At 36.3% G+C, this 25,844-nt stretch carries 22 protein-coding genes; 6 read left to right on the top strand and 16 right to left on the bottom strand.

From position 1 onward, the window contains the following. Nucleotides 1-32: 32 nt before the first annotated feature. The 6 genes from KI430_RS12285 to KI430_RS12260 form a co-directional block, all read right to left on the bottom strand. Nucleotides 33-2,159, bottom strand: a complete 2,127-nt coding sequence (locus KI430_RS12285) for a TonB-dependent siderophore receptor (protein WP_248875183.1) — start codon at nt 2,157-2,159, stop codon at nt 33-35. A 150-nt stretch (nt 2,160-2,309) separates the two neighbouring features. Further along, nucleotides 2,310-5,381: a preprotein translocase subunit SecA gene (gene secA, locus KI430_RS12280; RefSeq protein WP_248875181.1), complete on the bottom strand. Its 3,072-nt coding sequence runs from the start codon at nt 5,379-5,381 to the stop codon at nt 2,310-2,312. Nucleotides 5,382-5,479: 98 nt separating this feature from the next. Beyond that, nucleotides 5,480-5,701, bottom strand: a complete 222-nt coding sequence (locus tag KI430_RS12275; RefSeq protein WP_027382805.1) for a DUF2795 domain-containing protein — start codon at nt 5,699-5,701, stop codon at nt 5,480-5,482. Nucleotides 5,702-5,822: 121 nt separating this feature from the next. Further along, a complete protein-coding gene (locus KI430_RS12270) occupies nt 5,823-6,851 on the bottom strand; it encodes a GDP-mannose 4,6-dehydratase (RefSeq protein ID WP_248875179.1) in 1,029 nt (342 codons plus the stop codon). 88 nt (nt 6,852-6,939) lie between these two features. Next, a complete protein-coding gene (locus KI430_RS12265; RefSeq protein WP_248875177.1) occupies nt 6,940-7,749 on the bottom strand; it encodes a T9SS type A sorting domain-containing protein in 810 nt (269 codons plus the stop codon). A 200-nt stretch (nt 7,750-7,949) separates the two neighbouring features. Continuing rightward, nucleotides 7,950-8,195, bottom strand: coding sequence for a hypothetical protein (locus KI430_RS12260; RefSeq protein ID WP_248875175.1), 246 nt, complete (start codon nt 8,193-8,195; stop codon nt 7,950-7,952). A 61-nt stretch (nt 8,196-8,256) separates the two neighbouring features. On the opposite strand from KI430_RS12260, the gene KI430_RS12255 reads away from it, so the two are divergent. Together KI430_RS12255 and KI430_RS12250 are read left to right on the top strand one after the other, a co-directional pair. Beyond that, the gene (locus tag KI430_RS12255) at nt 8,257-9,048 is read left to right on the top strand and encodes a DUF2797 domain-containing protein (RefSeq protein ID WP_248875173.1); all 792 of its coding nucleotides are present in this window, start codon (nt 8,257-8,259) and stop codon (nt 9,046-9,048) included. A gap of 43 nt (nt 9,049-9,091) precedes the next feature. Beyond that, nucleotides 9,092-11,101 (top strand): hypothetical protein, encoded by a 2,010-nt coding sequence (locus KI430_RS12250; protein WP_248875171.1) that lies wholly within the window; start codon nt 9,092-9,094, stop codon nt 11,099-11,101. Between the two features lie 55 nt (nt 11,102-11,156). Here KI430_RS12250 and KI430_RS12245 read toward each other — a convergent pair whose 3' ends face one another. The 4 genes from KI430_RS12245 to KI430_RS12230 all read right to left on the bottom strand — a co-directional run bounded on the left by KI430_RS12245 (nt 11,157) and on the right by KI430_RS12230 (nt 12,995). Beyond that, the gene (locus tag KI430_RS12245) at nt 11,157-11,495 is read right to left on the bottom strand and encodes a hypothetical protein (protein ID WP_074236046.1); all 339 of its coding nucleotides are present in this window, start codon (nt 11,493-11,495) and stop codon (nt 11,157-11,159) included. A gap of 141 nt (nt 11,496-11,636) precedes the next feature. Next, nucleotides 11,637-11,906, bottom strand: coding sequence for a hypothetical protein (locus KI430_RS12240; protein ID WP_248875169.1), 270 nt, complete (start codon nt 11,904-11,906; stop codon nt 11,637-11,639). 97 nt (nt 11,907-12,003) lie between these two features. Continuing rightward, complete coding sequence (locus KI430_RS12235) at nt 12,004-12,618, bottom strand: hypothetical protein (protein ID WP_248875167.1); 615 nt, start codon at nt 12,616-12,618, stop codon at nt 12,004-12,006. Beyond that, nucleotides 12,618-12,995, bottom strand: coding sequence for a hypothetical protein (locus tag KI430_RS12230; protein ID WP_248875165.1), 378 nt, complete (start codon nt 12,993-12,995; stop codon nt 12,618-12,620). The genes KI430_RS12235 and KI430_RS12230 overlap by 1 nt, the downstream gene beginning before the upstream one ends. Before the next feature lie 120 nt (nt 12,996-13,115). Between KI430_RS12230 and mfd the strand changes: the two genes are divergently transcribed. Genes mfd through pth form a run of 3 tightly spaced genes read left to right on the top strand, consistent with a single transcriptional unit; the run spans nt 13,116 to nt 17,968 of the window. Further along, complete coding sequence (mfd, locus tag KI430_RS12225; protein WP_248875163.1) at nt 13,116-16,463, top strand: transcription-repair coupling factor; 3,348 nt, start codon at nt 13,116-13,118, stop codon at nt 16,461-16,463. Nucleotides 16,464-16,511: 48 nt separating this feature from the next. After that, nucleotides 16,512-17,405: a hypothetical protein gene (locus KI430_RS12220; RefSeq protein ID WP_248875161.1), complete on the top strand. Its 894-nt coding sequence runs from the start codon at nt 16,512-16,514 to the stop codon at nt 17,403-17,405. Then, complete coding sequence (gene pth / locus KI430_RS12215; protein ID WP_248875159.1) at nt 17,405-17,968, top strand: aminoacyl-tRNA hydrolase; 564 nt, start codon at nt 17,405-17,407, stop codon at nt 17,966-17,968. The genes KI430_RS12220 and pth overlap by 1 nt, the downstream gene beginning before the upstream one ends. 3 nt (nt 17,969-17,971) lie before the next feature. Here pth and KI430_RS12210 read toward each other — a convergent pair whose 3' ends face one another. The 6 genes from KI430_RS12210 to KI430_RS12185 form a co-directional block, all read right to left on the bottom strand. Continuing rightward, complete coding sequence (locus KI430_RS12210) at nt 17,972-18,256, bottom strand: hypothetical protein (protein WP_248875157.1); 285 nt, start codon at nt 18,254-18,256, stop codon at nt 17,972-17,974. A 117-nt stretch (nt 18,257-18,373) separates the two neighbouring features. Next, nucleotides 18,374-19,009, bottom strand: a complete 636-nt coding sequence (locus KI430_RS12205; RefSeq protein ID WP_248875155.1) for a carbonic anhydrase family protein — start codon at nt 19,007-19,009, stop codon at nt 18,374-18,376. Nucleotides 19,010-19,072: 63 nt separating this feature from the next. Then, the gene (locus KI430_RS12200; protein ID WP_248875153.1) at nt 19,073-20,668 is read right to left on the bottom strand and encodes a SulP family inorganic anion transporter; all 1,596 of its coding nucleotides are present in this window, start codon (nt 20,666-20,668) and stop codon (nt 19,073-19,075) included. 184 nt (nt 20,669-20,852) lie between these two features. Next, entirely contained in the window at nt 20,853-21,152 is a 300-nt protein-coding gene (locus KI430_RS12195; protein WP_248875151.1) for a hypothetical protein, read from the bottom strand. A gap of 22 nt (nt 21,153-21,174) precedes the next feature. Continuing rightward, the gene (locus KI430_RS12190; RefSeq protein ID WP_248875149.1) at nt 21,175-21,840 is read right to left on the bottom strand and encodes a carbonic anhydrase; all 666 of its coding nucleotides are present in this window, start codon (nt 21,838-21,840) and stop codon (nt 21,175-21,177) included. A 206-nt stretch (nt 21,841-22,046) separates the two neighbouring features. Then, nucleotides 22,047-22,685 (bottom strand): DUF6266 family protein, encoded by a 639-nt coding sequence (locus tag KI430_RS12185; protein ID WP_248875147.1) that lies wholly within the window; start codon nt 22,683-22,685, stop codon nt 22,047-22,049. Between the two features lie 1,414 nt (nt 22,686-24,099). On the opposite strand from KI430_RS12185, the gene KI430_RS12180 reads away from it, so the two are divergent. Further along, the gene (locus tag KI430_RS12180; protein ID WP_248875145.1) at nt 24,100-25,839 is read left to right on the top strand and encodes a T9SS type A sorting domain-containing protein; all 1,740 of its coding nucleotides are present in this window, start codon (nt 24,100-24,102) and stop codon (nt 25,837-25,839) included. Nucleotides 25,840-25,844 lie beyond the last annotated feature (5 nt).

Genomic DNA, 25,844 nt, shown 5'->3' with positions numbered 1-25,844 from the left:
AAGCCAAGTTGCAAACTTAGCCTTTTATTGTTTTAGAATTTGTAATTCAGGCTTAGAGATAGAGTTCTAAGTCTCTGCGGTGTAACTGTTGACCAACCAGAGAAATACTTCTTGTTGGCAATGTTATCTAATTTCAGGATGATGCTGTATTTACTTTCTGTATAAGAAAGTGAAGCATTCATAATGATGTAGCTCGGAAGTGGGAAAGCACCAATGTTTCCTCGGTTTAGTGTATAAAATCTGCTGGCAGAATTACCACCGAAACCAATTCCAAAATTTTCGAGAGATCCTTTTTGGATTTTATAAGTTCCCCAGAAATTGATCAAGTTTTTAGGCCCCGCTTCTTCCGTTCTGTTGCCAGGATATCCTTCGTCTCCTTTTACAACATTACTATCATTATAACTGTACCCCGCAATCAAGTTCATTCCAGGAATTGGACTTCCTAAAACACTTACTTCAAAACCTTTACTATCTACTTCTCCTCCTTGAGTAGTACCTACACCATTACCCATTACCTTGTTTTTTACATTGATATCGTAATAACTTGCAGTAATAGAGAATTTGTCACCGGCTAAATTTGCTTTAGTTCCAATTTCCCATTGATTTGCGTGCTCTGGATCAAAATATATAAATTCATTTGTTGGTTGTCCGCTAGCATCTGTTATATTTTGAGGACCAACGTATTGGAATCCATTCATATAATTACCAAAGACTGAAACCTTGTCCTGAATAGGCTGATAAACTAATCCAAATTTAGGAGAAAATGTTGTTTTTGCTTTTGAATCCGTGGTTGCATATAGAACTCTTCCTGTGAAATGATCAGCACGTAGACTTAACATTGCAGATAAGTTAGGAAGAATATTTACAACATCAGAAACATAAGCACTGTAGATTTTCGATTCTGCATTACTAGGTAATTGTTTTGCATCTTTTAGTACAGAATCTACGCCAGATTGTGATAAATATCCAGCCATCGTATCGCTTTGGCTGACAATATCAACCATTCCATATTCCGCATAGTTTGTACCTCCTTGGATAAAATTTTGTTGGAAATAATCTAAACCAATCAATAATTTGTTTTTAAGATTACCAATGTTAAAGCTACCATTAATGTTTTGTTGGATTCCTGTTGTATTGGTTTCTCCATTGATATTAGCAATATATCTTTGAAAATCTTTGCCGTTAGATTGATCCCACAAATATTGGTAGTACCCTTTACTTTTTGTATTGCTTCTAGAAACAATTGTTTTTGATGTCCAGTTATCGGATATTTTATAGTTGGCAGTTGCCTGTAGATTAAAAGAATTGTTGTTGATTGTTAAATCATCGCTGGTATATGATTTTTTATAGTTTTCTTTAAAGATTCCAATAGAATGATAAGAAAGATCAAAATATCTATTCAAGAAAACCATTGGAGCGTTGGAAGATTCTCCTGATTTGATTTCTGTATTGATAAAAAACGTTAATCTATCATTAGCAACAAATTTCACAGAAGGAGAAATGTAGAAAGATTCGTTAAAACCAGCATCCTGGAAAGTGTTGTTTTTCTGATAAGCAGCATTCACTCTTGCAAATAGATTTTTGCTTAATGGCGTATTAACATCAGCACTAATTCTGTTGAGACCATAACTTCCATTAATATAATTCACTTCTCCACCGAAGTAATTATATGGTTTTTTAGTGATTACATTAATTAATCCCCCATAAGAAATCACACTTCCACCATATAGAGTTCCAGATGGCCCTTTGATAGCTTCGATAGTTTCAATTCCTGCAGGATCAAGCGTTCCATTACTTAAACTTGGCATTCCATTAACCAAAGTTGGCTGAAGAGAGAAACCTCTCATTGTGTAATATTCCCCACCATCATTTCCTCTACCAGTAGATTCCCACAATCTTGCAATACCAGTCACGTTTTTAAGAGCATCATTGAAGTTCGTAACAACCTGCTCTGCAATAACATTTTTATTAACCGTATTGTAAACCTGAGGGTTTTCGATTTCCTTCAAAGGCATCTTATTCACAGATTCTCTGTCTCTGGTGATATAACCGTGAACCACAACTTCATCTATATCATTGGCTTTATTAATCGTATCATTTTCCTGAGCATAAGCAAAAGTGGAAGTTAAGACCACAGCACTCACAATTAGTTTCTTCATTAAGGGAATAATTTTTTGCAAAGATATTATTTTTAATTGTTCTAAATTAACAATAATTGTGATTTTTATCAGATTATTAAGAATTAGTCCAAATAAAAAATCCCATTGATTTCTCAACAGGATTATTTTGTTTATAGTTTAAATCTTTTCCTAAGCAGGGATTTCACCTTTATACAAGAACGATACAATTTCTTTATTGACTTTGTCAACCATTTCACTGAACAAATAGAAAGATTCTTGTTTATAAATTACCAATGGATCTTTTTGCTCGTAAACTGCACCCTGGGAAGAACGTCTCAAATCATCCATTTCTCTTAAGTGTGTTTTCCAGTTTTCGTCGATGATTGCTAATGAAATGTTTTTCTCGAAATCTGTGATCAATGATTCACATTTGGTTTCGTAAGCCTCTTTCAAATCTGTAACAATAGTCATTGTTTTGATGCCATCTGTGAAAGGAACCTGGATCATCTTGAACATAGAACCTTGGTTAAGATAAACATTCTCGATAATTGGATAGGCGTTTTCTTTCAGAAGATTCAACCTTAAGTCATAATCTTCTTTAGCAGCTTTGAATACTTTATCTGTAAGCGCAGGGATTTGTAAACTTCCAAATTCTGATTCACTCACCGGCGACTCCATTGTGAAATGCTTGATGATTTCGAATTCAAAATCTTTGTAATTTCCAACTGCTTTAGCTGAAGAAACAATTGCAGCAGCAGTATCGTAAATCATATTGACGATATCATACTTCAGGTGATCTCCGAACAAAGCGTTCTTTCTACGTTTGTAGATAACGTCACGCTGTTTGTTCATTACATCATCATACTCCAGCAATCTTTTTCTAACACCGAAGTTATTCTCTTCAACTTTTTTCTGAGCTCTTTCGATAGATTTGGAAATCATAGAATGCTGAATCACTTCACCTTCCTTATGACCCATTCTGTCCATCATCTTAGCAATTCTTTCCGAACCGAAAAGACGCATCAAGTTATCTTCAAGGGAAACATAGAACTGAGAACTTCCCGGATCTCCCTGACGACCAGCTCTACCTCTCAACTGTCTGTCAACACGACGAGAATCGTGTCTTTCTGTTCCGATAATTGCTAAACCTCCGGCATCTTTAACTTCAGCTTTCAGTTTGATATCGGTACCTCTACCAGCCATATTCGTTGCAATGGTTACAACGCCAGGTCCACCTGCTCCTGCTACAATTTCTGCTTCTTTTTTATGAAGCTTTGCATTCAGAACTTGGTGTTGGATTTTTCTTAAACTTAATGCTTTTGATAATAACTGAGAAATCTCAACCGAAGTTGTACCAACCAAAACAGGTCTTCCTGCTGAGGTCAATCTCTCGATTTCTTCAATTACTGCATTGTATTTTTCACGATTGGTTTTGAAAACCAAATCTTGTCTGTCATCTCTTTGGATTGGTCTATTGGTAGGAATTACCACAACATCCAATTTATAAATCTGCCAGAATTCTCCAGCTTCAGTTTCCGCTGTACCAGTCATACCTGCCAACTTGTTGTACATACGGAAGTAGTTTTGTAAAGTAATCGTCGCAAATGTTTGAGTTGCCGCTTCGATTTTTACATTTTCCTTAGCTTCAATCGCTTGGTGAAGTCCGTCCGAATAACGACGACCGTCCATAATACGACCCGTCTGTTCATCCACGATTTTCACTTCTCCATCAATTACCACATACTCATCATCTTTTTCAAATAATGTATAAGCTTTAAGCAATTGATTCATTGTGTGAATACGCTCAGATTTTACAGCAAACTCTCTGTATAATTCTTCTTTCGCAGCAAATTCTTCTTCCTTGGAAAGATTTTTCTTTTCGATGTCAGCAATTTCTGTCCCGATATCTGTCAAAACAAAGAATTGTTGATCCTCATTACCCGCAGACATATATTCTACACCCTTATCCGTCAAATCGATTTGGTTATTTTTCTCATCGATTACAAAATAAAGATCCTTATCTACGATTGGCATATCACGGTTGTTATCCGCCATATATTGACCTTCAACTTTCTGAAGTAATGCTCGGTTTCCACTTTCTGACAAGAACTTGATCAATTGTCTGTTTTTTGGAAGACCTCTGTAAGCCTGAAGCAATTTGAAACCACCTTCTTTGGTATTTCCGTTGGCGATTAGTTTTTTAGCTTCATTAAAAATACCAGAAACTGTTTTTTTCTGAACTTCAACGATTCTGTCGATAGAAGGTTTAAGAACATCATATTCCTGTCTGTCACCTTGAGGAACTGGACCAGAAATAATTAAAGGTGTTCTTGCATCATCAATCAAAACCGAATCAACCTCATCGACAATGGCAAAATTCAATTCTCCCTGAACTAATTCAGTAGGATTGGTTACCATATTATCTCTCAGATAATCGAAACCGAACTCGTTATTCGTTCCGTAAGTGATACTTGCCTGATATGCTTTTCTTCTGGCATCTGAGTTAGGCTGATGAAGATCGATACAATCAATCGTCAATCCGTGGAATTGGTACAATGGACCCATCCAAGCCGAGTCACGTTTCGCCAAATAGTCGTTGACCGTTACCACGTGAACTCCTCTTTCTGGAAGTGCATTAAGATAAATTGGTAAAGTACCTACCAAGGTTTTACCTTCACCAGTCGCCATTTCTGCAATTTTTCCTGAGTGTAATACAACCCCACCAATAAACTGCGTGTCGTAATGAACCATATCCCAAACTACAGGTGTTCCGGCTGCATCCCAAGAATTTTTCCAGACAGCAATGTCGCCATCCAGAGAAACGAAATCTTTTGTAGCTGCTAATTCACGATCTTTATCTGTCGCTTTAACACGAATCTCTCCATTTTGAGCCAAACGTCTTGAAGTTTCTTTCACTAAAGCAAAAGCTTCCGGAAGAATCTCATTAAGAACTTTTTCTTCAACCTCATAAGAATCTTTTTTAAGACCTTCTATTTTGTTGAAAAGTGCTTCTTTTTCGTCAACGTTGGTTGAGTTTTTTATTTGCTCTTTTATGTCGTCTATTTGGGTTGTAAACTTAGCCGTTGCAGATTTTATTTTTTCCTTAAATTCTGCAGTTTTATCTCTCAAACCATCATCAGATAACGATTGGATGCCAGGTTCTATTGTTTTTATTTTTGCGACAACTTTTTTTACTTCTTTAAGATCTTTTGCATTTTTGTCTCCCAAAAAACTTTTAAGAACGGTATTTAAAAAACTCATAATTTGCTATTTGCGGTTGGCTATTAGCTTTTGACTAACAGCTTAATTTATATTAAAAAAAATTGGCAAAAGGCTAATAGCCCAAAGCCAAAAACGAATTAATATTCGTCTTCGTTCCAAAGATAATCCTCATCTGTAGGATAGTCACTCCAGATTTCGTCGATAGCGTCATAGATTTCTCCTTCGTCCTCAATAGCCTGAAGGTTTTCTACAACTTCCATCGGTGCTCCTGTTCTGATGGCGTAGTCAATTAATTCTGCCTTGGTCATCGGCCAAGGTGCATCGCTTAAATATGAAGCTAATTCTAATGTCCAATACATAATTTAAAATTTTTGCAAAAGTAAAAAATTAGGTGATACTTTATACATATTTCTACTGATTTTCAATAATATTTAAAAATAAATTCATCTTATTTCCAAAATTTCTCTTATCAGAGATCTGTTATTGCCGATTTCCCAAAAACCATTCCACAAATTTTTTTGTGCCATTTTGGAAGTTTGTTGTCGGATTATAGCCAATCAGAGACTTGGCTTTTGTGATGTCCGCATTGGTTTTTATGACATCTCCGGCTTGCATTGGCAGATTTTTTCTGACTGCTTTTTTGCCAATTGCATTTTCTAATGTTGAAACCATTTCATTCAACGTGATTACTTCACTTTCCCCAAGATTTACAATCTCATAAACATCATTATTATTCTCGAGGTAATTGATGGACTTAAGAACTCCATCAATAATATCATCAATAAAAGTATAATCTCTGGCAGTAGAACCATCGCCATAGAAAGGGATTTCTTTGTTTTCAAAAATCAGTTTCGTGAATTTGTGAATTGCCAAATCGGGTCTTTGTCTTGGTCCGTAAACTGTAAAAAACCTAAGCTGAATCATATCCATATTATAAAGATGATGATAAACGTGACCCAAAATCTCACCAGCTTTTTTAGTTGCTGCATAAGGCGAAATTGGATTATCTACATTGTCAGATTCGGAAAACGGGATTTTTTCTTTATTTCCATAAACGCTTGAAGATGAAGCGCAAATGAATTTTTTAACTCCGAATTCTTTACACAATTCCCAAAGATTCTGAGTCCCACGAATATTTACCGCTTCATAGTCCAAAGGTCTTTCAATAGAAGGGCGAACGCCTGCTAGAGCAGCCAAATGAATTACCAGATCAATTTTATATTTTTTGAATATTTCCTCAAGACCTTGCTTATCACGAATGTCTTGATAATAAAGTTGGTAAGATTCTGATTTTGTTAAAGATATTAAATTGTTAATATCAGCGTCTTTATCAGTAAAATTAAACTCAATTTTATTGTCTAAAGAATCTAAAGTGTTTTGAACTTTAATTTTATAATGATAGAAATCTTCGAAGTTGTCAATGTTTATGACAGAATGTCCGTTTTTTAAAAGTTGTTCTACTAAATGAGAACCAATAAATCCGCTTCCGCCGGTAACTAAATAGTTCATAACATCAATTGTGTTGCGAATATAAGGATTTAACAAAAAAAAGAATCCCTTATTCAGAGATTCTTTTTAATATCGTTTTATTAATTATTTACTTAACAATAAATTTTTTAGATTCAACCACACCATTTTCTTCGACATTCATTACGTAAGTTCCGCTTGGAAGTTGAGAAACATTAACTTCTTTATCAGTTCCTCTGCTGATTACTAATTTTGCAGTAGAATCATAAATAGTTACTTTCTTGGTTTGATTGGTTGCAGAAGTCACACAGATTATTCCGGTGGTTACGACAGTTGGATAAATGTTGAATTTTTCTTTCTTAGAATTACTCACTGCCAAGGTTTGATTTCCTGTCAATTTCACATCATCTATACGAAAACCAACATTAGAATCTCTTGGGTTGTATATTTTAATTCGAAGGTTTGAAGTTGATGGAATAGCGCCTGATGGTGTTATAAGTTCCCAGTTAGAATTTCCAGTTGATCTCGTGTAAGATAAATTGGTATAATTGATTCCATCAGAACTAACGTCAATTTTTAATTCGTTGCTACTCGCATTAGTACTTTTTTGCTGTCCTAAAGTCAATATTAAATCACTATAATTAGTAGTATTGATTCCTGAAATTATAATGTTTTTTTCGGGTAAACCATTTGTTGTAGTTACTGCTCCCAAAAACACACAACCGTTTCCACTTGCTCCTGTATATCCTGTTGAAGGCGTAGTTATCCTGATATCAGCAGTTCCAGAATAAGTGGTTGATGTGCTTTGATAGCCCGAATAACTTGTTACAACAGGATTATTAGAACCATCACCAGCTCCAAAATTTTCAGAATAAATTGTTGTTTGAGAAAATGCGAAATTTGTTATTGCTAATAACAATAATGAATAAATATTTTTCATATAAAATGTTTTAAAAGTTGACAAATCTATTATTTAAAATCAAATTAAAAATTATCAAATGTTTATTTCAGCAAATATTTTATCTCTCTAAAAAAGTTTTAATAAATCTTCGTATCTATTCAGAAAACTGGTTAGCAATCGCTTTCGTTCCAATTCCTGAACTTTCATAAAAATAAGATAAAGGCCTAAAGTGAAAATGACTAAAATTGCCACGAGAAAAGAAGATGAGAGGTCGGCTCTAGTCGAGGAATAATTAAAATGGATTTTATCCAATTTTCCTTCAAATCATTATAGATGTTCGCTTTTTGAATATACTTTTTAAAATTTTTAACTTCATTAGAAACTAAAACCAAATCATCTGCACTTAAAAATGATTTTTTAGAACAATCTAAAACGTAATTTAATAAAAAAGTAAAATGCTTTCTTGTATTTTGTAGGTCATCCATTTCAATTGTGTTTTAAACAAAAATAACCTTTTTTTCTGTACTTTTACTAAAATTTTAAACGATGCAATTTTCCGGACAAATTCTAAAAATGATTTCCCAAAACGGACAACCGATTCAGTATTTTCTAAATCTTAAAGGCGATTTGATTAATATGAATCAGCTTTTCGGGAAAGAACTTCACATCAAACATATCGGTTACGAATGTGTGAATTGCGGAAGCGATGAAAAAGTCTACCGAATGGGATTTTGTAAAAAATGCTTTTTCGAAAGTCCATATGCGAGTGATACAATCATTCGTCCGGAATTATCGACGGCGCATCTTGGCGTTGCAGAAAGAGATCTGGAAATTGAAAAGGAAATTCAATTGGTTCCGCACATCGTTTATCTGGCTTACACGGGCGATGTAAAAGTTGGTGTGACAAGAGAACATCAAATCCCCACTCGTTGGATCGACCAAGGCGCCACTTTTGCTTTACCAATTGCGGTTACCGATAATCGTTATGAAGCCGGAATGATTGAAGTTGAATTGAAAAAACACATTGCAGACAAAACTAATCCGAAAAAAATGCTTGCTGATGATTATGAAGATACTTTGGATTTGATTGATTTCCGAAACAAAATTGCGGAATACTTTCCCAACGATTTCAAGAAATTTGCGGTAACAGAAGACAATGTTGTAAAGTTAGATTTTCCTTATGAAAAACCGGAGAAAATCAATGTCTTTACCTTGGACAAAAAACCAGAATTCAATGGCGTTTTGAAAGGTATCAAAGGACAATATCTTCATTTTGAGGGAGATGATTTTATCAACGTTAGAGGACACGAAGGTTATATGATAGAACTGAGTCTGTAAACTTGGAACGGTTTTTAGTAATCAATTAATTAGAAAAAATTCGATGAAAAAAACTTTAAAAATCTCACTGATCGTTCTTGGAAGTCTTTTGGCTCTAACTTTATTACTGAACATCGGATTCAGTCTCTGGTTAAAATACAAACTTCCCGACTACCTCAAAAACAAAACACCTTACGAGATTTCTTACCAATCTCTGAATGTCGAAATCCTAAGCGGAAGCATTTCAGCCAACCAAATCAAAGTCACAACAAAACAGCCGGACAATTTGGAAGCCATAGCTTTGGATGGAGCTCTGGAGGAATTGTATATCAGCAGATTAGGTTTGATTAAATTTTTAAAAGATAATCAGATTGAAGCCAATTCTATCAAGCTAAAAAATCCCAATTTAAAAATCCGTTTATCCAAACCGAAAGCTGATAAAGTCGCCAAAGAGGCAACTCCTTTTTTCATCAAAAATATCGAAATTGAAAACGGAAATCTTTATGTGACACAATTCAACGGAACAAAATATTTCTCATCAAGAAAACTTAATCTTAACATTAAAAATTTAAGTCTCAACGATAATCCCAGCGAATTGCCTTTTGCTTTGGATAGTTACAAAATCACAGCAAATGCCTTTTTCTTTTTATTAAGTCCGGCTTATTCCATCAATTCTTCCAAAGTTGTTACCAATAATGGTCAATTGTCAATCAATGATTTTCAACTGAAACCGATGTTGGATTTCAAAGATTGGGAGAAGAGTTTCAAAAATCAGAAGAGTCTTTTTCATATCAAAAGTAAGAATCTCTCTTTCGATGATTTGATTTTTAGCAAAACGAAATTAAGTCTTAAAAATGCAAAGATCCAGGAACCGGAATTTATCATTCAAAACCGTGATAATAAAATTATTAAGTCAAATGATAAGAAGTCAAACTTTAACATTGATTTTCAGAATTTAGATATTATTAATGGCAAATTATCAATGTTAAAATCCAATGGAAACCCATCACTTTCCTTAGTTCAGTTCAATGCTAATATCAAAGATTTTTTGATGGATGAAGAAACTTCGAAAAATAAAATTCCTTTTACTTACCAAGATTATAAAATTACAGGAAAGCAGTTTTTTTATGATGCGGGACGATATTATAGAATGAATTTGTCAACCTTTAACATGACTCCGCAAAATATTGATTTACTGAATTTTAAATTAAATCCAAAAGTTTCCAGAGCAGAGTTTGTAAGAATGATTCCGATGGAAGATGACTTATTTGATATTTCTGCAAACAGAATTCAGTTAAGCGGATTAAAATGGAAATTCGAAAATGACCAACCGAATATTTCCCTTAAAACCGTAAAGCTTCATCAGGTAGATGCGAACATTTTCCGAAGCAAAATCCCGAAAGATAATCCGAAAGAAAAATTGTTGTATTCCAAATTATTACGAACAATAAAAATTCCTTTAGTTGTTGAAAATCTGAATCTTATTAAGTCCAAATTGGTGTACGAAGAAGATAAGCCAGATTCTAACGGACCTGGAAAAGTGTTCTTTACGGATTTCAATATGAACGTTAAAAACCTTAATTCAAATAAACAAAAAGGGGCTAATACCAAAGTTCCGATAGTTATCAATTGTAAGTTTATGGGCGTTTCTCCGATGAAGGTGAATTGGAACTTTGACACAGGAAATATGCGTGATCAGTTTACAATTGGCGGTTATATCAACAATCTTCCAGCAAATGACATCAATCCGTTCATCAAACCTTATATGAACATCACTGCAACTGGAACCATTACAAGCCTCAATTATGATTTCAAAGGCAATAATGATATTATGAATGGAAAATTCAGAATCACACACAAAGATTTAAAAGTGAGCGTTCTGGATAAAGACACCAAAGAGAAAAAGAAATTTCTGTCAGCCATTGCCAATCTGGTCGTGAAAAAAGATTCTCAGAAATTCCCTGAATCTGTAGATATTTATGTGGAACGAAACAAAGAACGCTCGTTCTTCAATTTCTATTGGAAAGGCATAGAAGATGGTTTAAAAAAGTCGCTTCTCGTTATCAAAATTTAATAAAAAAATAAAGCTATTCAAAATAGAAAAGCTTTATTAATATATGGATTCTTGTTTAGAAATCATATTCTTCTTTTTCTTCTGTCGGTAGAGATTTTAAAAAATCATCGAATTCGCGGCCTTCATAATTACTATTGGCACCGTAAGAATCGATAATCATCGCCTTGTTGCCATAGACATCCTCTACCAGATAAAGAGCAACGTTATCGTCCGGGTCACTCGCCCCTTCGAATCTGTAAACACGGATAATCTTCAAATCTTCTGCACGATGGGTTTTTTCTGTTCCTGAGATGACAAATCTTTTATCCTCTGTCATCCTTATCTCATCTGTAATTCCTTTTTCTCTAAGCTTCTCCATAACTTGTGACAGAGTTAGCATTGGTTTTGGGCTCATAACGATATTTTTTATGGATTGATGTGGAGATATAATCAAATCGTGAACCAAAAAAAAAGACTTCACAAATTTTGTAAAGTCTTAAAAAAATAAAAGTTATGAAAAATTAATTGTCCTTCTCTTCTTCACTGATTAGGATAATTATTTGTTGACCTTGTAACGTTTGTCAGGAGTTCCGTCCTTTTTCAACGTTTTTGCGGCTTTGTATCTTTTGTCCGGAGTTCCGTCTTTTTTCAATTTAACATCAGGTGTGTTCGCTACTTTGGCAGCTTGAGCTTCTACAGATTTTGTTGCTTTTTTCTCTGTTTTTTGAGCTTGTTTTTTTGTTGCAGTTGCAGCTGCTGGTGTTGTTTGTGCTGTAGCCATTCCTAATCCGAATGTTAACAACAATGTTGTAAGTAAATTTTTCATTTTAGTGTCGTTTTGATTCAACAAATTTATATTATTAATTGATTTAAAATTAAGAATAAAAAACTTTAACCAGAAATTATAACAACTTAAAAACGGCTTAAAAATTATAACGATAAGCTAAACTGAAGTTGAGAAATAGCGCTTTGGAGTAATAATCGGCGATATCAGGATTTTGATTTCCGATTTTAGCATTGTAGAAATTAATTCTGGTTCCGAAGACTACCTGTTGAAAACCCTCGTTATCAATGGTATAAATAGCTTTTGCGCCGAAATTGAGTCCACCATTTCCTTCAGAAAATTTGCCGGAATTGTCGAGATAAGGACTTTTCATTCGGTACGTACTGTAACCTACGATTTCTTCCACAAAAAAATCTTCTGTGATTTTGTCTTTATGAAAAACATACCAGTCAAAATTGTTCATTGAAGGCGCACCTAGATAACCGAATTTTTCAGCATTTTTGACATTGGCTAAGAAATAAGTATATTCTACTCCAAGTCCAAAATTTTTATAAAGATTCAAATTTCCGCCAATCCCGAAACCGTAAAAATAATCGAAGGTGTCTTTTAGAAAATTATCACCAAGTACAGTCATTACTTTAACGTGCGGGTCTATAGAAGAACGGACATTTTCTGTCCAATCCTGCTTTTTTCTTCTTTGAGAAAAAATAGAGATCGATATTAAGAGTAAAGAAAAAAGTAGAAGTTTCTTCATTATTTCAAAGTAATATCATTGAAAATAACGTATGTCACCCCATCCGGAATCTCGATGCTGAGAGAATCGCTGGATATTTTACAACCCGGCGTATCGGTAGAAAAAGACTTGATTTTAAAATCTTTGAGTTGAAGTTTGTAAGCACCTTTGTCATAAGGTCCGGCCAAAACAAAACTTCCGCTTTCTTTCGGAAAACTTTCTGCAATTATTTTTTTATCGACTACAAGATGAATCGGCTCTTCTAAAAATTTCCCATCAGAATAAGTGAATTTCCCTTCCACATAAGCACGGAAAATGTTGGCGTCGTCATCTTTACACTGCGTTAAAAGAATAGATAACAGACAGAAAAGGGATAATATTTTGAAACCTAATTTCAAATATGCATAGTTTAAGGTCGTAAAATTAAAACTAATTTTTTTGAAAAATAGTATCTTTGTAAAACAAATAACGGTTCCGAAATTTTCTCGGAATCGCTTTTTGCGTTTATACCTGTATTAATGGAATTAAAAAAAATCAATCAAAATCTTTTGCCGGACTTGCTTCAGAAACAATTCGGGAATGAGATTTTTTCACAAATATCAAAACATCAGCATATTTCGGTTAAAGGAAGTGCGGGTTCTGCGGGTTCAATTCTGGCTTCGGAATTGTTTTTGACTCAGAACAAAACGATTCTTTATTTGATTGATGACAAAGAGGATGCGCTTTACATCAATGCGGAAATGGAAGATTTGTTGGGAAGCGACAACGTTCTTTATTTTCCAGCAACACATCTTGAGCCATATCAAATCGAGAAAACCCAGAATGCGAATCTGGTTCTGAGAACTGAAGTCATCAATAAACTGAATTCCGGGAAATCGCCAAAAGTGATTGTCGCCTTCATTGGTGCGTTGTCTGAAAAAGTTCTGAAGAAAGAAGATTTCAAAGCAATTTCTCATCAGATAAAAGTGGGTGACCAGTTGGATTTTGATTTTGTGGATGAGTTGCTGAATCATTATCAATTCAACCAAACAGATTTTGTTTCTGAGCCTGGAGAATTCTCTGTCCGAGGCGGGATTGTGGATGTTTTTTCTTTTTCTAACGAGAAGCCTTTCCGAATCACATTTTTTGGAAATGAGGTCGAAAGCATCAAGACTTTTGACATAGAATCCCAACTTTCTTTGGATAAGATTGATGAATTCCAGTTGGTTTCCAATATGAATTTTTCGGTTTCAGGGACCAAAGTTTCTTTGTTTGAACTATTAGCGGAAGACAGTTTTGTAGTTTCAAAGAATCTTTACCTTTCCACCAAAAGAATCAGAGATTTTTATGAAAAAGCATTAGAGAAATTCGAAACGCTGAGCAAAGACATCAAACATAGAAGTCCAGACGAATTATTTATTTCTGAGCCTGAATTTCAGAATAAATTAATCAAATTCAAAACAATAGATTTCAGTTCTCAGTCATTTGAACTTCCAAAGATTCAGAACGTAGAACTCAACCAAACACAACAGCCTAGTTTTCATAAAAACTTTGAATTGCTGATTCAGGATTTAGAGGAAAAACAAAGTCAAGGTTTTGACACCTGGATTTCATTTTCAAGTGAAAAACAAAAAGAAAGATTAGAATCGATTTTTGAGGAATTAGAGCACGAGATTCCGTTCAAAAGCTTCAAATCGGAATTGCACGAAGGTTTTGTAGATTCTGATAATAAGATTCTGATTTACACAGATCACCAGATTTTTGACCGTTACCAGAGATATCAATCCAAGAACACTTTTGCAAAGTCAGAGCAACTGACACTCAAAGATCTGATGTCTTTGAAAGTCGGTGATTACATTGCGCATATCGACCACGGCATCGGGAAATTTATGGGTTTGGTTAAGGTTAATAATGACGGCAAGATCCAGGAATGTTTCAAACTGACTTACAAAAATGGAGATTTGCTTTACGTAAGTATCCATTCACTTCATAAAATTTCGAAATATAACGGACCTGAAGGAAGAGAAATCGTTCTCAGTAAACTCGGTTCACCAGCCTGGAAATCATTAAAACAAAAAACCAAAGCCAGAGTTAAGCAGATTGCTTTTGATTTGATAAAACTCTATGCGGAAAGAAAAACTGCAAAAGGCTTCCAGTATTCGCCGGATTCTTACCTTCAAAATGAGTTGGAAGCGAGTTTCCTTTACGAAGATACGCCAGACCAGGAAAAAGCAACGCTGGATGTGAAAAAGGATATGGAAGCGGAAGGTGTGATGGACCGTTTGATTTGCGGTGACGTTGGTTTTGGTAAAACAGAAGTTGCGATTCGTGCTGCGTTTAAAGCAGCAACCGACGGAAAACAGGTTGCGATTCTGGTTCCGACAACAATTCTGGCTTTCCAACATTACAGAAGTTTCAAAGAACGATTGAAGGATTTTCCGGTGAATATCTCTTATATGAACCGATTCCGGACCGCCAAACAGAAATCGGAAACCAAAGAAGGTCTTAAAAATGGTAAAATCGATATTGTCATCGGGACCCACCAGTTGGTTGGAAAAGATATCAAGTTCAAGGATTTAGGTTTGTTGATTATTGATGAGGAACATAAGTTTGGTGTTTCTGTTAAAGACAAATTGAAAACGCTAAAAACCGATGTGGACACCTTAACATTGACTGCGACGCCAATCCCGAGAACTTTGCAATTTTCATTAATGGCAGCGCGAGATTTATCAGTTATCAAAACGCCGCCGCCTAACCGTCAGCCTGTGGAAACGCAAATCATTGGATTTAATGAAGAAATTTTGCGTGATGCGATTTCTTATGAATTGCAGAGAGACGGACAGGTTTATTTCATCAACAACAGAATCGAAAACCTGAAAGATATTGCAGGATTAATCCAAAGACTGGTTCCCGATGCGAGAGTGATTACCGGTCACGGACAAATGGACGGGAAACAAATGGAAACCAACATCCTCGATTTTATGGAAGGAAAATATGATGTTCTCGTTTCTACAACTATTGTAGAATCCGGCGTGGATGTCCCAAACGCAAATACTATTTTCATCAATGATGCGCAACGATTCGGGATGGCAGACCTGCACCAGATGCGTGGAAGAGTCGGGCGAAGCAACAGGAAAGCATTTTGTTACTTGATAACGCCACCGTTCGATATGATGACGTCTGATGCGAGAAAACGTCTGGAAGCGATTGAGCAATTCTCGGATCTTGGAAGTGGTTTCCAGATTGCGATGAAGGATTTGGAAATTCGTGGTGCAGGTGATTTGTTGGGCGGAGAACAGAGTGGATTCATCAACGAAATGGGATTTGAGACGTATCAGAAAATGATGCAGGAAGCTTTAGAAGAACTCAAAGATGATGAGAATTTTGAAAATCTTTTTGAAAATGAAGAAGATAGAAACAAGCTGTTCAAATCCACGAAAGAAGTGAATATCGATACTGATCTGGAATTGATGTTGCCAGATGATTATGTGAGTTCTACGGAAGAACGGTTGTCATTGTATCAAAAGCTGGCCGATGTTCAGAATGCTAAGGAATTGCAACAATTTGAAAATGAACTAAAAGACCGTTTCGGAAAACTGCCGGATGAAGCCATTAACCTTCTGAAATCTGTAGAACTGAAATGGCTGGCGGCTGAAATTGGATTTGATAAGCTGGTGGTGAAGAATAAAGTGTTTCTTGGTTATTTCCCAGCGAATCCTCAGGACAAATTCTACCAAAGCGAAAAATTCAAAAAAATCATATCTTATCTCACACAAAATCCGGCAGAAGCGACGTTAAAAGAAAAGAACAACCAGCTGATGATGCGAAAAGATAATGTGACAAATGTGGATGAAGTGAATCTGGTTTTGAATAGGATTTTGGCTTAATAAACTATTTATTTTAAAAAATTAACTTTGCAAACAGAAAACTAAGCAATGAAAAATATACTTTATTATATATTCGGATTTTTTATCCTGTCATCTTGCAGTCCTAATCAGGATGTGAATGGAGATTTTTTAAGAGGCGTTGAATATGATACGAGTACTAATACCGGAAGTGGCAATGGTGGATCGACCACAACTAGGTTTTTAAGTAAAGTTTCTGGTATTGATTCTGACGGAGAAAGAACGACTGTAGATTATATCTATACGGGAAGCAAACTTACATCAGTTAAAAGTCAATTTGACGATGGTAATGAAAATGCCGTTCTGACATACAATAGCAATAATCAGATTACACATATGGATATTACCAATGTAGAATCTGGCGAAACAAAACTCACGAAACTGGATTTAGTTTATGATTCTGGGAAATTAAAATCTGTCAGCGGAACTACAGAATCTGGTGGAACACTTTTATATAAATCAACAACAGATATAACTTACAGCGGTGAAAAAGTTACAAAGGTTCTAACTAAAATGAATGCTGAAGATCCTGATAATCCTGGACAATTCATTTTAGAATATGAAGTGACAAGTAATCTGACTTATGCCGGAAATAATATTTCTAACTGGAAATTGGCAACGACTACTGCTAGCGCTGGTCCTATTACAATTCCACCAATTGTTATTGAATCTGCATTAAGCAACTATGATACGAACAAAAATCCTTTTGCTTCGTTACCTTTAGCTTACAATATTTTATCAACGCATTATAATACTTCTAATCAAGGTATGTTAGGACTTTCTGCAAATAACTACAAAACTGTCAAAGTTACAGCAATGGGAATGTCTCAATCTCTTACAATGACATATCAATACAACTCTGATAGCTATCCTACAGAGATGACTTCTAATGCAGGTGATAAATTAAATTTCCAATATAAATAATGAAATATCTTATTGTCGGCATCGGGAACAAAGGGGAAGAGTATGCGGAAACCCGACATAATATCGGTTTCAAAGTTGCTGAAAAGATTGCTGAGAAAATAGAAACACCTTTCAAATCTTCCAACTTTGGTCTTTTGGCTGAAGGCAAATATAAAGGCAGAAAAGTCTTTATTCTAAAACCTGACACTTACGTCAACCTTTCCGGTAATGCGGTTAAATTCTGGATGCAGAAAGAGAATATCCCGTTAGAAAATATTCTGATTATAACTGATGATTTGGCTTTACCATTTGGTTCTCTGAGAATGAAAATGAAAGGTTCTGATGCCGGCCATAATGGGCTGAAAAGTATCCAGGCACAACTGAATACTCAAAATTACACCAGATTAAGATTTGGGATTTCTGCGGATTTCTCCGAAGGAAAACAAGCGGATTATGTTCTCGGAAAATGGAACGAGGAGGAAAGAGAAAAGCTATCTGAAAGAATAGAGAAGTTTTCGCAAGCAGCTTTATCTTTTGTGTTTGCCGGTGTTCAGAATACTATGACTTCATTCAACGGCAAATAAATCTCAATCCGCATCTGTTCTCCAAGAGCGGACTAACGTGCTATCTTTTTTCGAATAAAAAAATCTGGCTTCTGACATCGGAAAATAGTAGTAAACATCCATGATTTGATTATCATAGTATTTTGATTCGTCGGGATTTCCTAATATTGCTCTTGCATTGGACAATTGCATTCCATTCTTGACTTTAAAGAATTTTGACTTGTGATTGGCGTAGTAAATTGAAAATACCAAGAAGAATATAATCGGAATACTTATTACAATTAGAATAATCCTTATAAGCCATTTCATATTAATAGTTTATTCTATAACTATTTGAGCATATAATATATTGTCTTGTTTAAAAAAGTAAGCCGGATAATAAATTACCCGGCCTACCACCCTAATTGTATGAAGAAAAAATGTTTCCTATAACCAATTTACAACGCCAGTTTCTACGTCGTAATTTGCACCAACTACTTTGATTTTACCTTCGTCTTCCAGCCTTTTCAAAGTGGAGCTTTGCTTACGAATGTCTTCTATCGCATGTTTTACATTATGATGGTTCAGTCTCTCAAGAAGATCTTCGTTTTTAGAAGAACGCTCCTCGCCATCCTTAATGATATTTTTGATGATAGGATCAAAATGTCCGATCAAGTGATTCAAGTTATCCATTCCCATTCCTTCGATAGCTGCTGCGTCCAGACCACCTTTCAATGCACCGCATTTGGAGTGTCCCAAAACGACAACCAATTTGGAACCCGCTACGTTGCAGCCAAATTCCATAGAACCAAGGATGTCCTGATTCACAAAGTTACCGGCAATTCTTACACTGAAGATATCTCCCAGACCTTGGTCAAATATTAGTTCAGCGGAAGTACGGCTGTCTATACAGCTCAAAATAACTGCAAATGGCCATTGTCCTGCGCGCGTTGCATTCACCTGCTCCAGAAGATCTCTATTCGCTTTTAGGTTGTTGACGAATCTTGCATTGCCTTCTTTAAGGATTTCCAATGCTTTTTCCGGAGTGATAGTCGCTTGCGTTTCTGATGTATGTGCTTTCATATTTTTAAAATGTTTTAATATTTGTGTTTTTTGATTGTTAAAATTTAATAATAAATAATTTGGTTACATTGCTCTTTTGTGGTTGACCACCACGTGGGAGTCCTGGTCGCTCGCATAATCTCTATACGAGGTTTTGAATCCCACCAGTTCTACTTCTATATCCTCTTCTTTTGCTCTTACATTGGCAAAATCCTGAATCATTTCCAATACATCTGTTGTTATATATGAAGTCGTCTTGGCATCGATAATTACCTTGGAACCAGACTTGATATTCTTCAATGTTTTTTTGATTGCCGCCTTGTTCAGGAAAGAAACTTCTTCTGCCAATTTGATGGTGATCTCGTCGGCATCGTTCAATGTTTCTCTGCTCAGGTAATAAGCACGCTTCATATTTCCCTGTAAAATATAAATAATTGAAATTAATAATCCAATCCCAACCCCTTTCAGCAAATCCGTTGCCACAACAGCCACCACAGTTGCCACAAATGGGATAAACTGATACTTTCCGTTGTGCCAAAAATGCTTGAAAGTTGCCGGTTTCGCCAATTTATAGCCTACCAAAATCAATACCGCTGCTAATGTCGCTAATGGAATCAAATTCAGTATGACAGGAATTGTTAGAACACAAATCAATAACAAAACCCCATGGATTATCGCTGACGCTTTAGAAGTCGCACCTGCACTTGCGTTAGCAGAACTTCTAACCACTACGGATGTCATTGGTAATCCTCCAATAAATGAACTGATTAAATTTCCAATTCCCTGTGCTTTAAGCTCCAGGTTGGTGTCTGTGATTCTTCTTCTTACGTCTAATCTGTCTGAAGCTTCGATACAAAGTAAAGTCTCAATCGATGCTACAATAGCAATTGTTGCGCCTGTGATCCAAACTTTAGGATTAGTAAATCCAGCCAAATCCGGAAAAGTTACCAGATTCTTGAACTCGTCCAATGTGGTTGGAACCGGCAGTGTTACCAAGTGCTCCGGAGAGATTGCTAATGAGCTTCCTGATAATTTGAAAAACTCATTCATCAAGATTCCGGCAATCACTGCAACTAATGCTCCAGGTAATAATTTCAATCTCTTCAAAGCTGTTACATGATCCCAAGCCAATAGAATTCCCATCGATACCAATGTCACGATGATAGCTCCCGGATGGATCGCCGCAAATAATTCGGTGAAATAACCCGTATTAAACCCATTATCGAATAAGGATTGATGCCCTTCATAATCTTTATCAAATCCCACTGCGTGCGACAGCTGTTTCAAAATAATAATGATTCCGATACCGGCCAACATTCCTTCTATAACATTGTTCGGGAAATAATTGGAGATGCTACCTGCACGGATAAAACCCAGAATCAACTGAATCACTCCGGCAATAATCCCGGCACATAGAAATAACTCAAATGCACCAATATCGGTAATTGCTACCAAAACAATAGCCGTAAGACCAGCCGCTGGTCCTGAAACCGAGATGTTGGAGTTACTGATTGATCCCACTACAATACCTCCAACAATACCTGCAATAATACCGGATAATGGAGGAGCTCCGGATGCCAATGCAATACCTAAACATAATGGTAATGCCACAAGAAATACGACAAGACCGGATGGAAAGTTCTCTTTGATTCCTCCAAACAAAGATTGTGACTTTTTCATAAGAAAATAATAAAGTTTGTCTGATGTCGTAACCTGACCTAAAGGCGACAACATCAATATAAATAACAGATATAATTGATAACCAATAACAATTGGTTAAAATGAATTCAAAAAACAGCAGATGCTCTTCGCTGTGTGATTACAGCCAATGCTCAAGCGTTTTCTGAGAAAAACAGAATGTTATTTATGCTTCCGGAGGTGGAGAGAAGATGCTGAGAGATGGCGGGAAATATAGTGTAGATTCCCAGCTTACAGCGATTTTGTTGTGTGTATCCGCTTCATAAAACTTCAGGAAATCGTGGATATCCATTGTTTTAGGAATGGTTTTTTCGTAGATAATGATCGTATTGTTGGAGTGGGAATGTTCTTCCTCACTGATCACAACATTAGTTCTTGGCAATTCCCAACCAAATATTGCAGCTAAACTGGGTAAAGCTGTAAAGTTGAGAAAAATCCCTAATATTAAGATACTTAAATACTTCATATCATTTTTTATGGTATGAGCTTTATTTTTTTCGGCTCATCACCCAGTCAGAATCTGTCAGGTTGTAGATCTTCTGAATGTCTTTTAATATTTTTTCAAAATCGATTTCGAGGTCGATTATTTTTCCTGTTCTGAGGTCGAACACCCAGCCGTGGACAACAGGCTGTTCTTCCAAAATATAACGTTCCTGTACGCAAGCCATCTTGATGACGTTGATGCATTGTTCCTGAACATTCAGCTCCACCAGGCGATCATATCTTTTGGCTTCATCTTCTATAGCGTCCAGTTCTATCTGGTGCAGTCTGTACACATCCCGGATGTTTCTCAGCCAAGGATTCAGTAGTCCGAGATCCTGAGATGTCATCGCTGCTTTTACACCACCACAGTTATAATGGCCACATACGATAATATGCTTTACTTTCAGATGTTCCACAGCGTACTGAATGACTGCTGTTGAACTCATATCCAAAGTGTTGATGACATTGGCTACGTTCCTGTGAACAAACACTTCGCCCGGTTCTGCACCCATCATATCTTCTGCTGTTACCCGGCTGTCGGAACATCCGATGTACAGGTATTCGGGATTTTGTGTTTTAGCGAGTTGGTGAAAATATTCCGGATTGTCCGAGATTTTAGACTCTACCCACTTCTTATTGTTCTCGAAAATAGCTTCGTACGACTTTGCCATTTTAAACGTTTATTTATCATTATTTATTTCGCTGAAATCATTTCTGATTTTAATAGACCGAATCAATAACAATACAAAAATAAAGGTTTACAGTGTAATAAACTAATATTTAACAAACTTTTAATATTAAGAATTTATTATTTTCAGTTCAGATTCGGAAATAGATAAAAAAAATCAGCCGTAAGAAATCCTACGACTGATTTGTTTTAAGAAACAGTGCCTGCATACTGAGAGTTGGAAGCCATTTCGCCATCCTCTGTCCGGAAAGCCATCCAGATATGAAGCGGTTTGTTCTGAAAGTTGACTGGTAGGTTAACTGTGTAAGCGGCATCGGCACGTTTTGCGGCATTCTCTACAAAGATGGAGATATCTTCTTCTTCAATAGCCACCAGAATCTGTAAAAAATCGTTTTCCCTTTCTGTGTTTCCTGCTGAATTATCCTGCCAGGTGACCTCCAGTGTACTAGCTGTAGCTAGGTTCAAAGCAAGCGGAACCGGTGCTAAAAGATTACCCTTGGAAAAAGATAGCATTGGATAGTTGGGTGTGATGGTGGCATCCGCAAAATTGATCTTGAAGTTTTCCATCAGATTGGTCATAGCCAGATTGTAAGAGGATTTCATCCCCGTACGAGTACCAAAATATTTGCAAGCATAGCCGCGGTAGGATTGCATAAAGAGAGCGCATTTTTTCATCCGGTTCTGAATCAGAAGTTGTTTGACTGTTGGTTGTCCTGAGCGTTTTTTTGGACGAACTCTGGAGATTTCGTTTCCGGAAACATTGGCTACTACGATACGTCCTGTGCGTCCTGAAGTGCCTGATAGTAATGAGTCATATAATTTTCCCATAATAGATGTTTTTTTTAATGATTTGTTGAAAATTGTTTTGTATCAGCTGATGGGTCAAAAGTATTGGGGTGTGGCGTCAAAAGTTGACGTGATTTATTTTTTTTGAATATTTTTTTAACGCAAAGGCGCGAAGTTTTTTGGTTGGGTGTGTTTTAGAAGGCGCGAGGATGCTTCGCTCATCAGGGAATTTTGTTTATGTAGCTTCGAGAGTTTTAGCCTGACTGTGTTTTTTTGATTGATGGTGAAATGTTAAGACACTTCGAATCCGCTCAGTGTGACACTGTTATGCTGCTGGATTATTGGAGGTTTTTTTAACGCAAAGGCGCAAGGATGCTTCGCTCATCAGGGAATTTTGTTTATGTGGCTTCGAGAGTTTTAGCCTGACTGTGTTTTTTTGATTGATGGTGAAATGTTAAGGCACTTCGACTCCGCTCAGTGTGACACTGTTATGCTGCTGGATTGTTGAGGTGGTTTTTAAACGCAAAGGCGGAAGTTTTTTGGTTTGGTGTGTTTTAGGAGGTGCAAGAACGCTTCGCTCATCAAGGAGTTGGTTTTTATTTTGCTTCGAGAGCCTCAGCCTGACATTGGTTTATGATTGATGGTGAAATGTTAAGACACTTCGACTCCGCTCAGTGTGACATTGTTATGCTGCGGGATTATTGGAGATGTTTTTAAACGCAAAGGCGCAAGGTTTTTTGTTTTGGGGTATGTTTTAGGAGGCGCAAGGACGCTTCACTCATCAAGGAATTTTGTTTATGTGGCTTCGAGAGCTTTAGCCTGACTGTGTTTTTTTGATTGATGGTGAAATGTTAAGACACTTTGACGCCGATCAGTGTGACAGTGTTATGCTGTGGGATTATTGGAGTTTTTTTAAACGCAAAGACGCGAAGTTTTTGTTTTTGGGTATGTTTTAGGAGGCGCGAGGATGCTTCGCTCATCAAGGAATTTTGTTTATGTGGCTTCGAGAGCTTTAACCTGAATGTGTTTTTTGATTGATGGTGAAATGTTAAGGCACTTCGACTCCGCTCAGTGTGACATTTCTAATATTAAGTGCTTGAAGTTGCGAATGTTTTTTTATTTTTAATCTACTGATATTTTGTTGTTTACGAATTTTTATTTAACATAATATGAGTAGTTGTATATCCTTTGTATATCCCTTGTATATCCATTCTTCGATAGTTGTATAACCATTCTATATCCGTTGTATATCCCTTCCATATCCTTTGTTCGATGTTGGTTCGATGGTAGCATTATTTCCGAAAAAATGCTGTAAAAGTTTGTGTTTTACGGTTTTCCCGTAATTGAGGATTAAGAAATAACATTATTTTTGCGCAAGAATTATAATGCGACAAGATTTGACGCATTGCTGTGCTATTATTGCACCGTGAACCATAACTAATAAGAAAACTCAAATATGAAAAAGATTTCTACCACGCTATTGCTGTTGTCTTCTGCCGTGCTTTTTTCACAAAAAGTTTCGTGGCAAAAGAACATTGAGTCCAATACCCAGGATTTTCTTTCGGGCTTAGCCATTACGATTGATGGGCAATACCTGGTTTCGGGCAGTTCTATCCAGAAGAGCCAGAATCCATCAACCAACAACGGTCAACCCTCAACTAATCAAGGTTACGATTACCATATTCTCAAACTAGACCAACAAGGTCAGAAGGTTTGGGAAAAATACTTTTCAGGTAATCAGCACGACTATCTCAGCTCTACTATCTCGACGCAGGAAGGCGGCTTTTTGTTAGCCGGCACTTCGTATTCGTCCCAGGCATTGGATAAGACAGACAAATCTAATGGCTCTTCTGATATCTGGATCATTAAGATTGATGAGAACGGTGAAGAAGAATGGCAAAAAACCATCGGAACCAGATACAGTGAGGAAGCCCGAAGTGTGACTCAAACCGCAGATCAGGGTTTTGTTGTTGCAGGCTCTACCAACCACCCGAAGCAGGGTTACGGATCCAAGGACGTCTTTGTGACCAAACTGGATAAAACGGGAAAAATGATCAACCAAATGATTTTGGGCGGTAAAGGTCTGGATGAGGTGGAGAAAGTGATTCCTACAAAAGATGGAGGTGTGTTGATGGGCATCTATTCCAGAAGCGGTATTTATGAAGGACAATCAAAATCTAAAATCAATTCTAAAGATCTGAGTACATCATTAACACAAAACAGTAATTCTGCATCTTCCTCAAACAATCAGTCCAATAATGCTGAATCGAATTCAGATAAACAGAATTCAGAATCCTATGATGTTAATTTTTATGGCAAGACAGATAGGAATTATGGAGAAGGGGATTATTGGATAGTAAAGCTGGACAAGAATGGCACTGTACAATGGGAGAAGAATTTCGGTGGAAGTGAAGATGACCATATCCGGACAATGGCATTAAGTGATTCAGGTTACATTATTGGAGGAGAAAGCAGATCACAAACATCCGGTAACAAGAGAGCTAAGTTGGAGGAAGGAACAGATCTTTGGATACTATCATTGGATGAAGATGGGAATGAACAGTGGCAGCAGTCTTATAACTTCAAAAATAGAGATGTTTTGATGTCCATAAACACCATCAAAGAAACAACAAGTAATAATCAGGAAGCAACGAAAGGTTTTTTGATTGGAGGTTTTACACAGGCTGAGGGTAAAGTTCAAAGCAACGACGAGACGTTCTGGATGTTGTATATCGATAAGAATGGTAAAGAGGTTTGGCGAAAGTATGTGGAAGGCAAAGACAAGAAGAAGGAAGAACGATTGGCAAGTGCCATCCTAAACAGAGATGGTTCGTATATTTTGGCAGGAACGAGTGCCGAGGAATTGGGTAAGGAAAACTGGAAGGTGGTGAAACTGTTGGACAGTGATGTAGAAAACCTTATGGAGAACAAAGATATCCAGATCTACCCGAATCCTGTGAAGGACTACTGTTATGTTGAGATAGGTGTTGGAGGGTTTGAGAGTGATCTTGTTGGAGGGTTTTCGGCGGATATCTCTATTTATGATATGGCTGGCAAAGTTATCCAACAGCTACAAACGAAGAATAAGGTGACGAAGATTGATATGAGTAGACTACCGCAGGGTGTCTACATTATCAAAGCAAACATCCCAACGCAGAAAGACAAAAAGCTAACTACTAAAATCGTGAAAGAATAAAACAT

The organism is Epilithonimonas zeae (assembly GCF_023278365.1).
In the GTDB taxonomy this organism is placed as follows: Bacteria; Bacteroidota; Bacteroidia; order Flavobacteriales; family Weeksellaceae; genus Epilithonimonas; species Epilithonimonas zeae_A.
The sequence above is the reverse complement of the archived record's forward strand: the minus strand, read 5'-3'. Positions and strand labels throughout refer to the sequence as shown.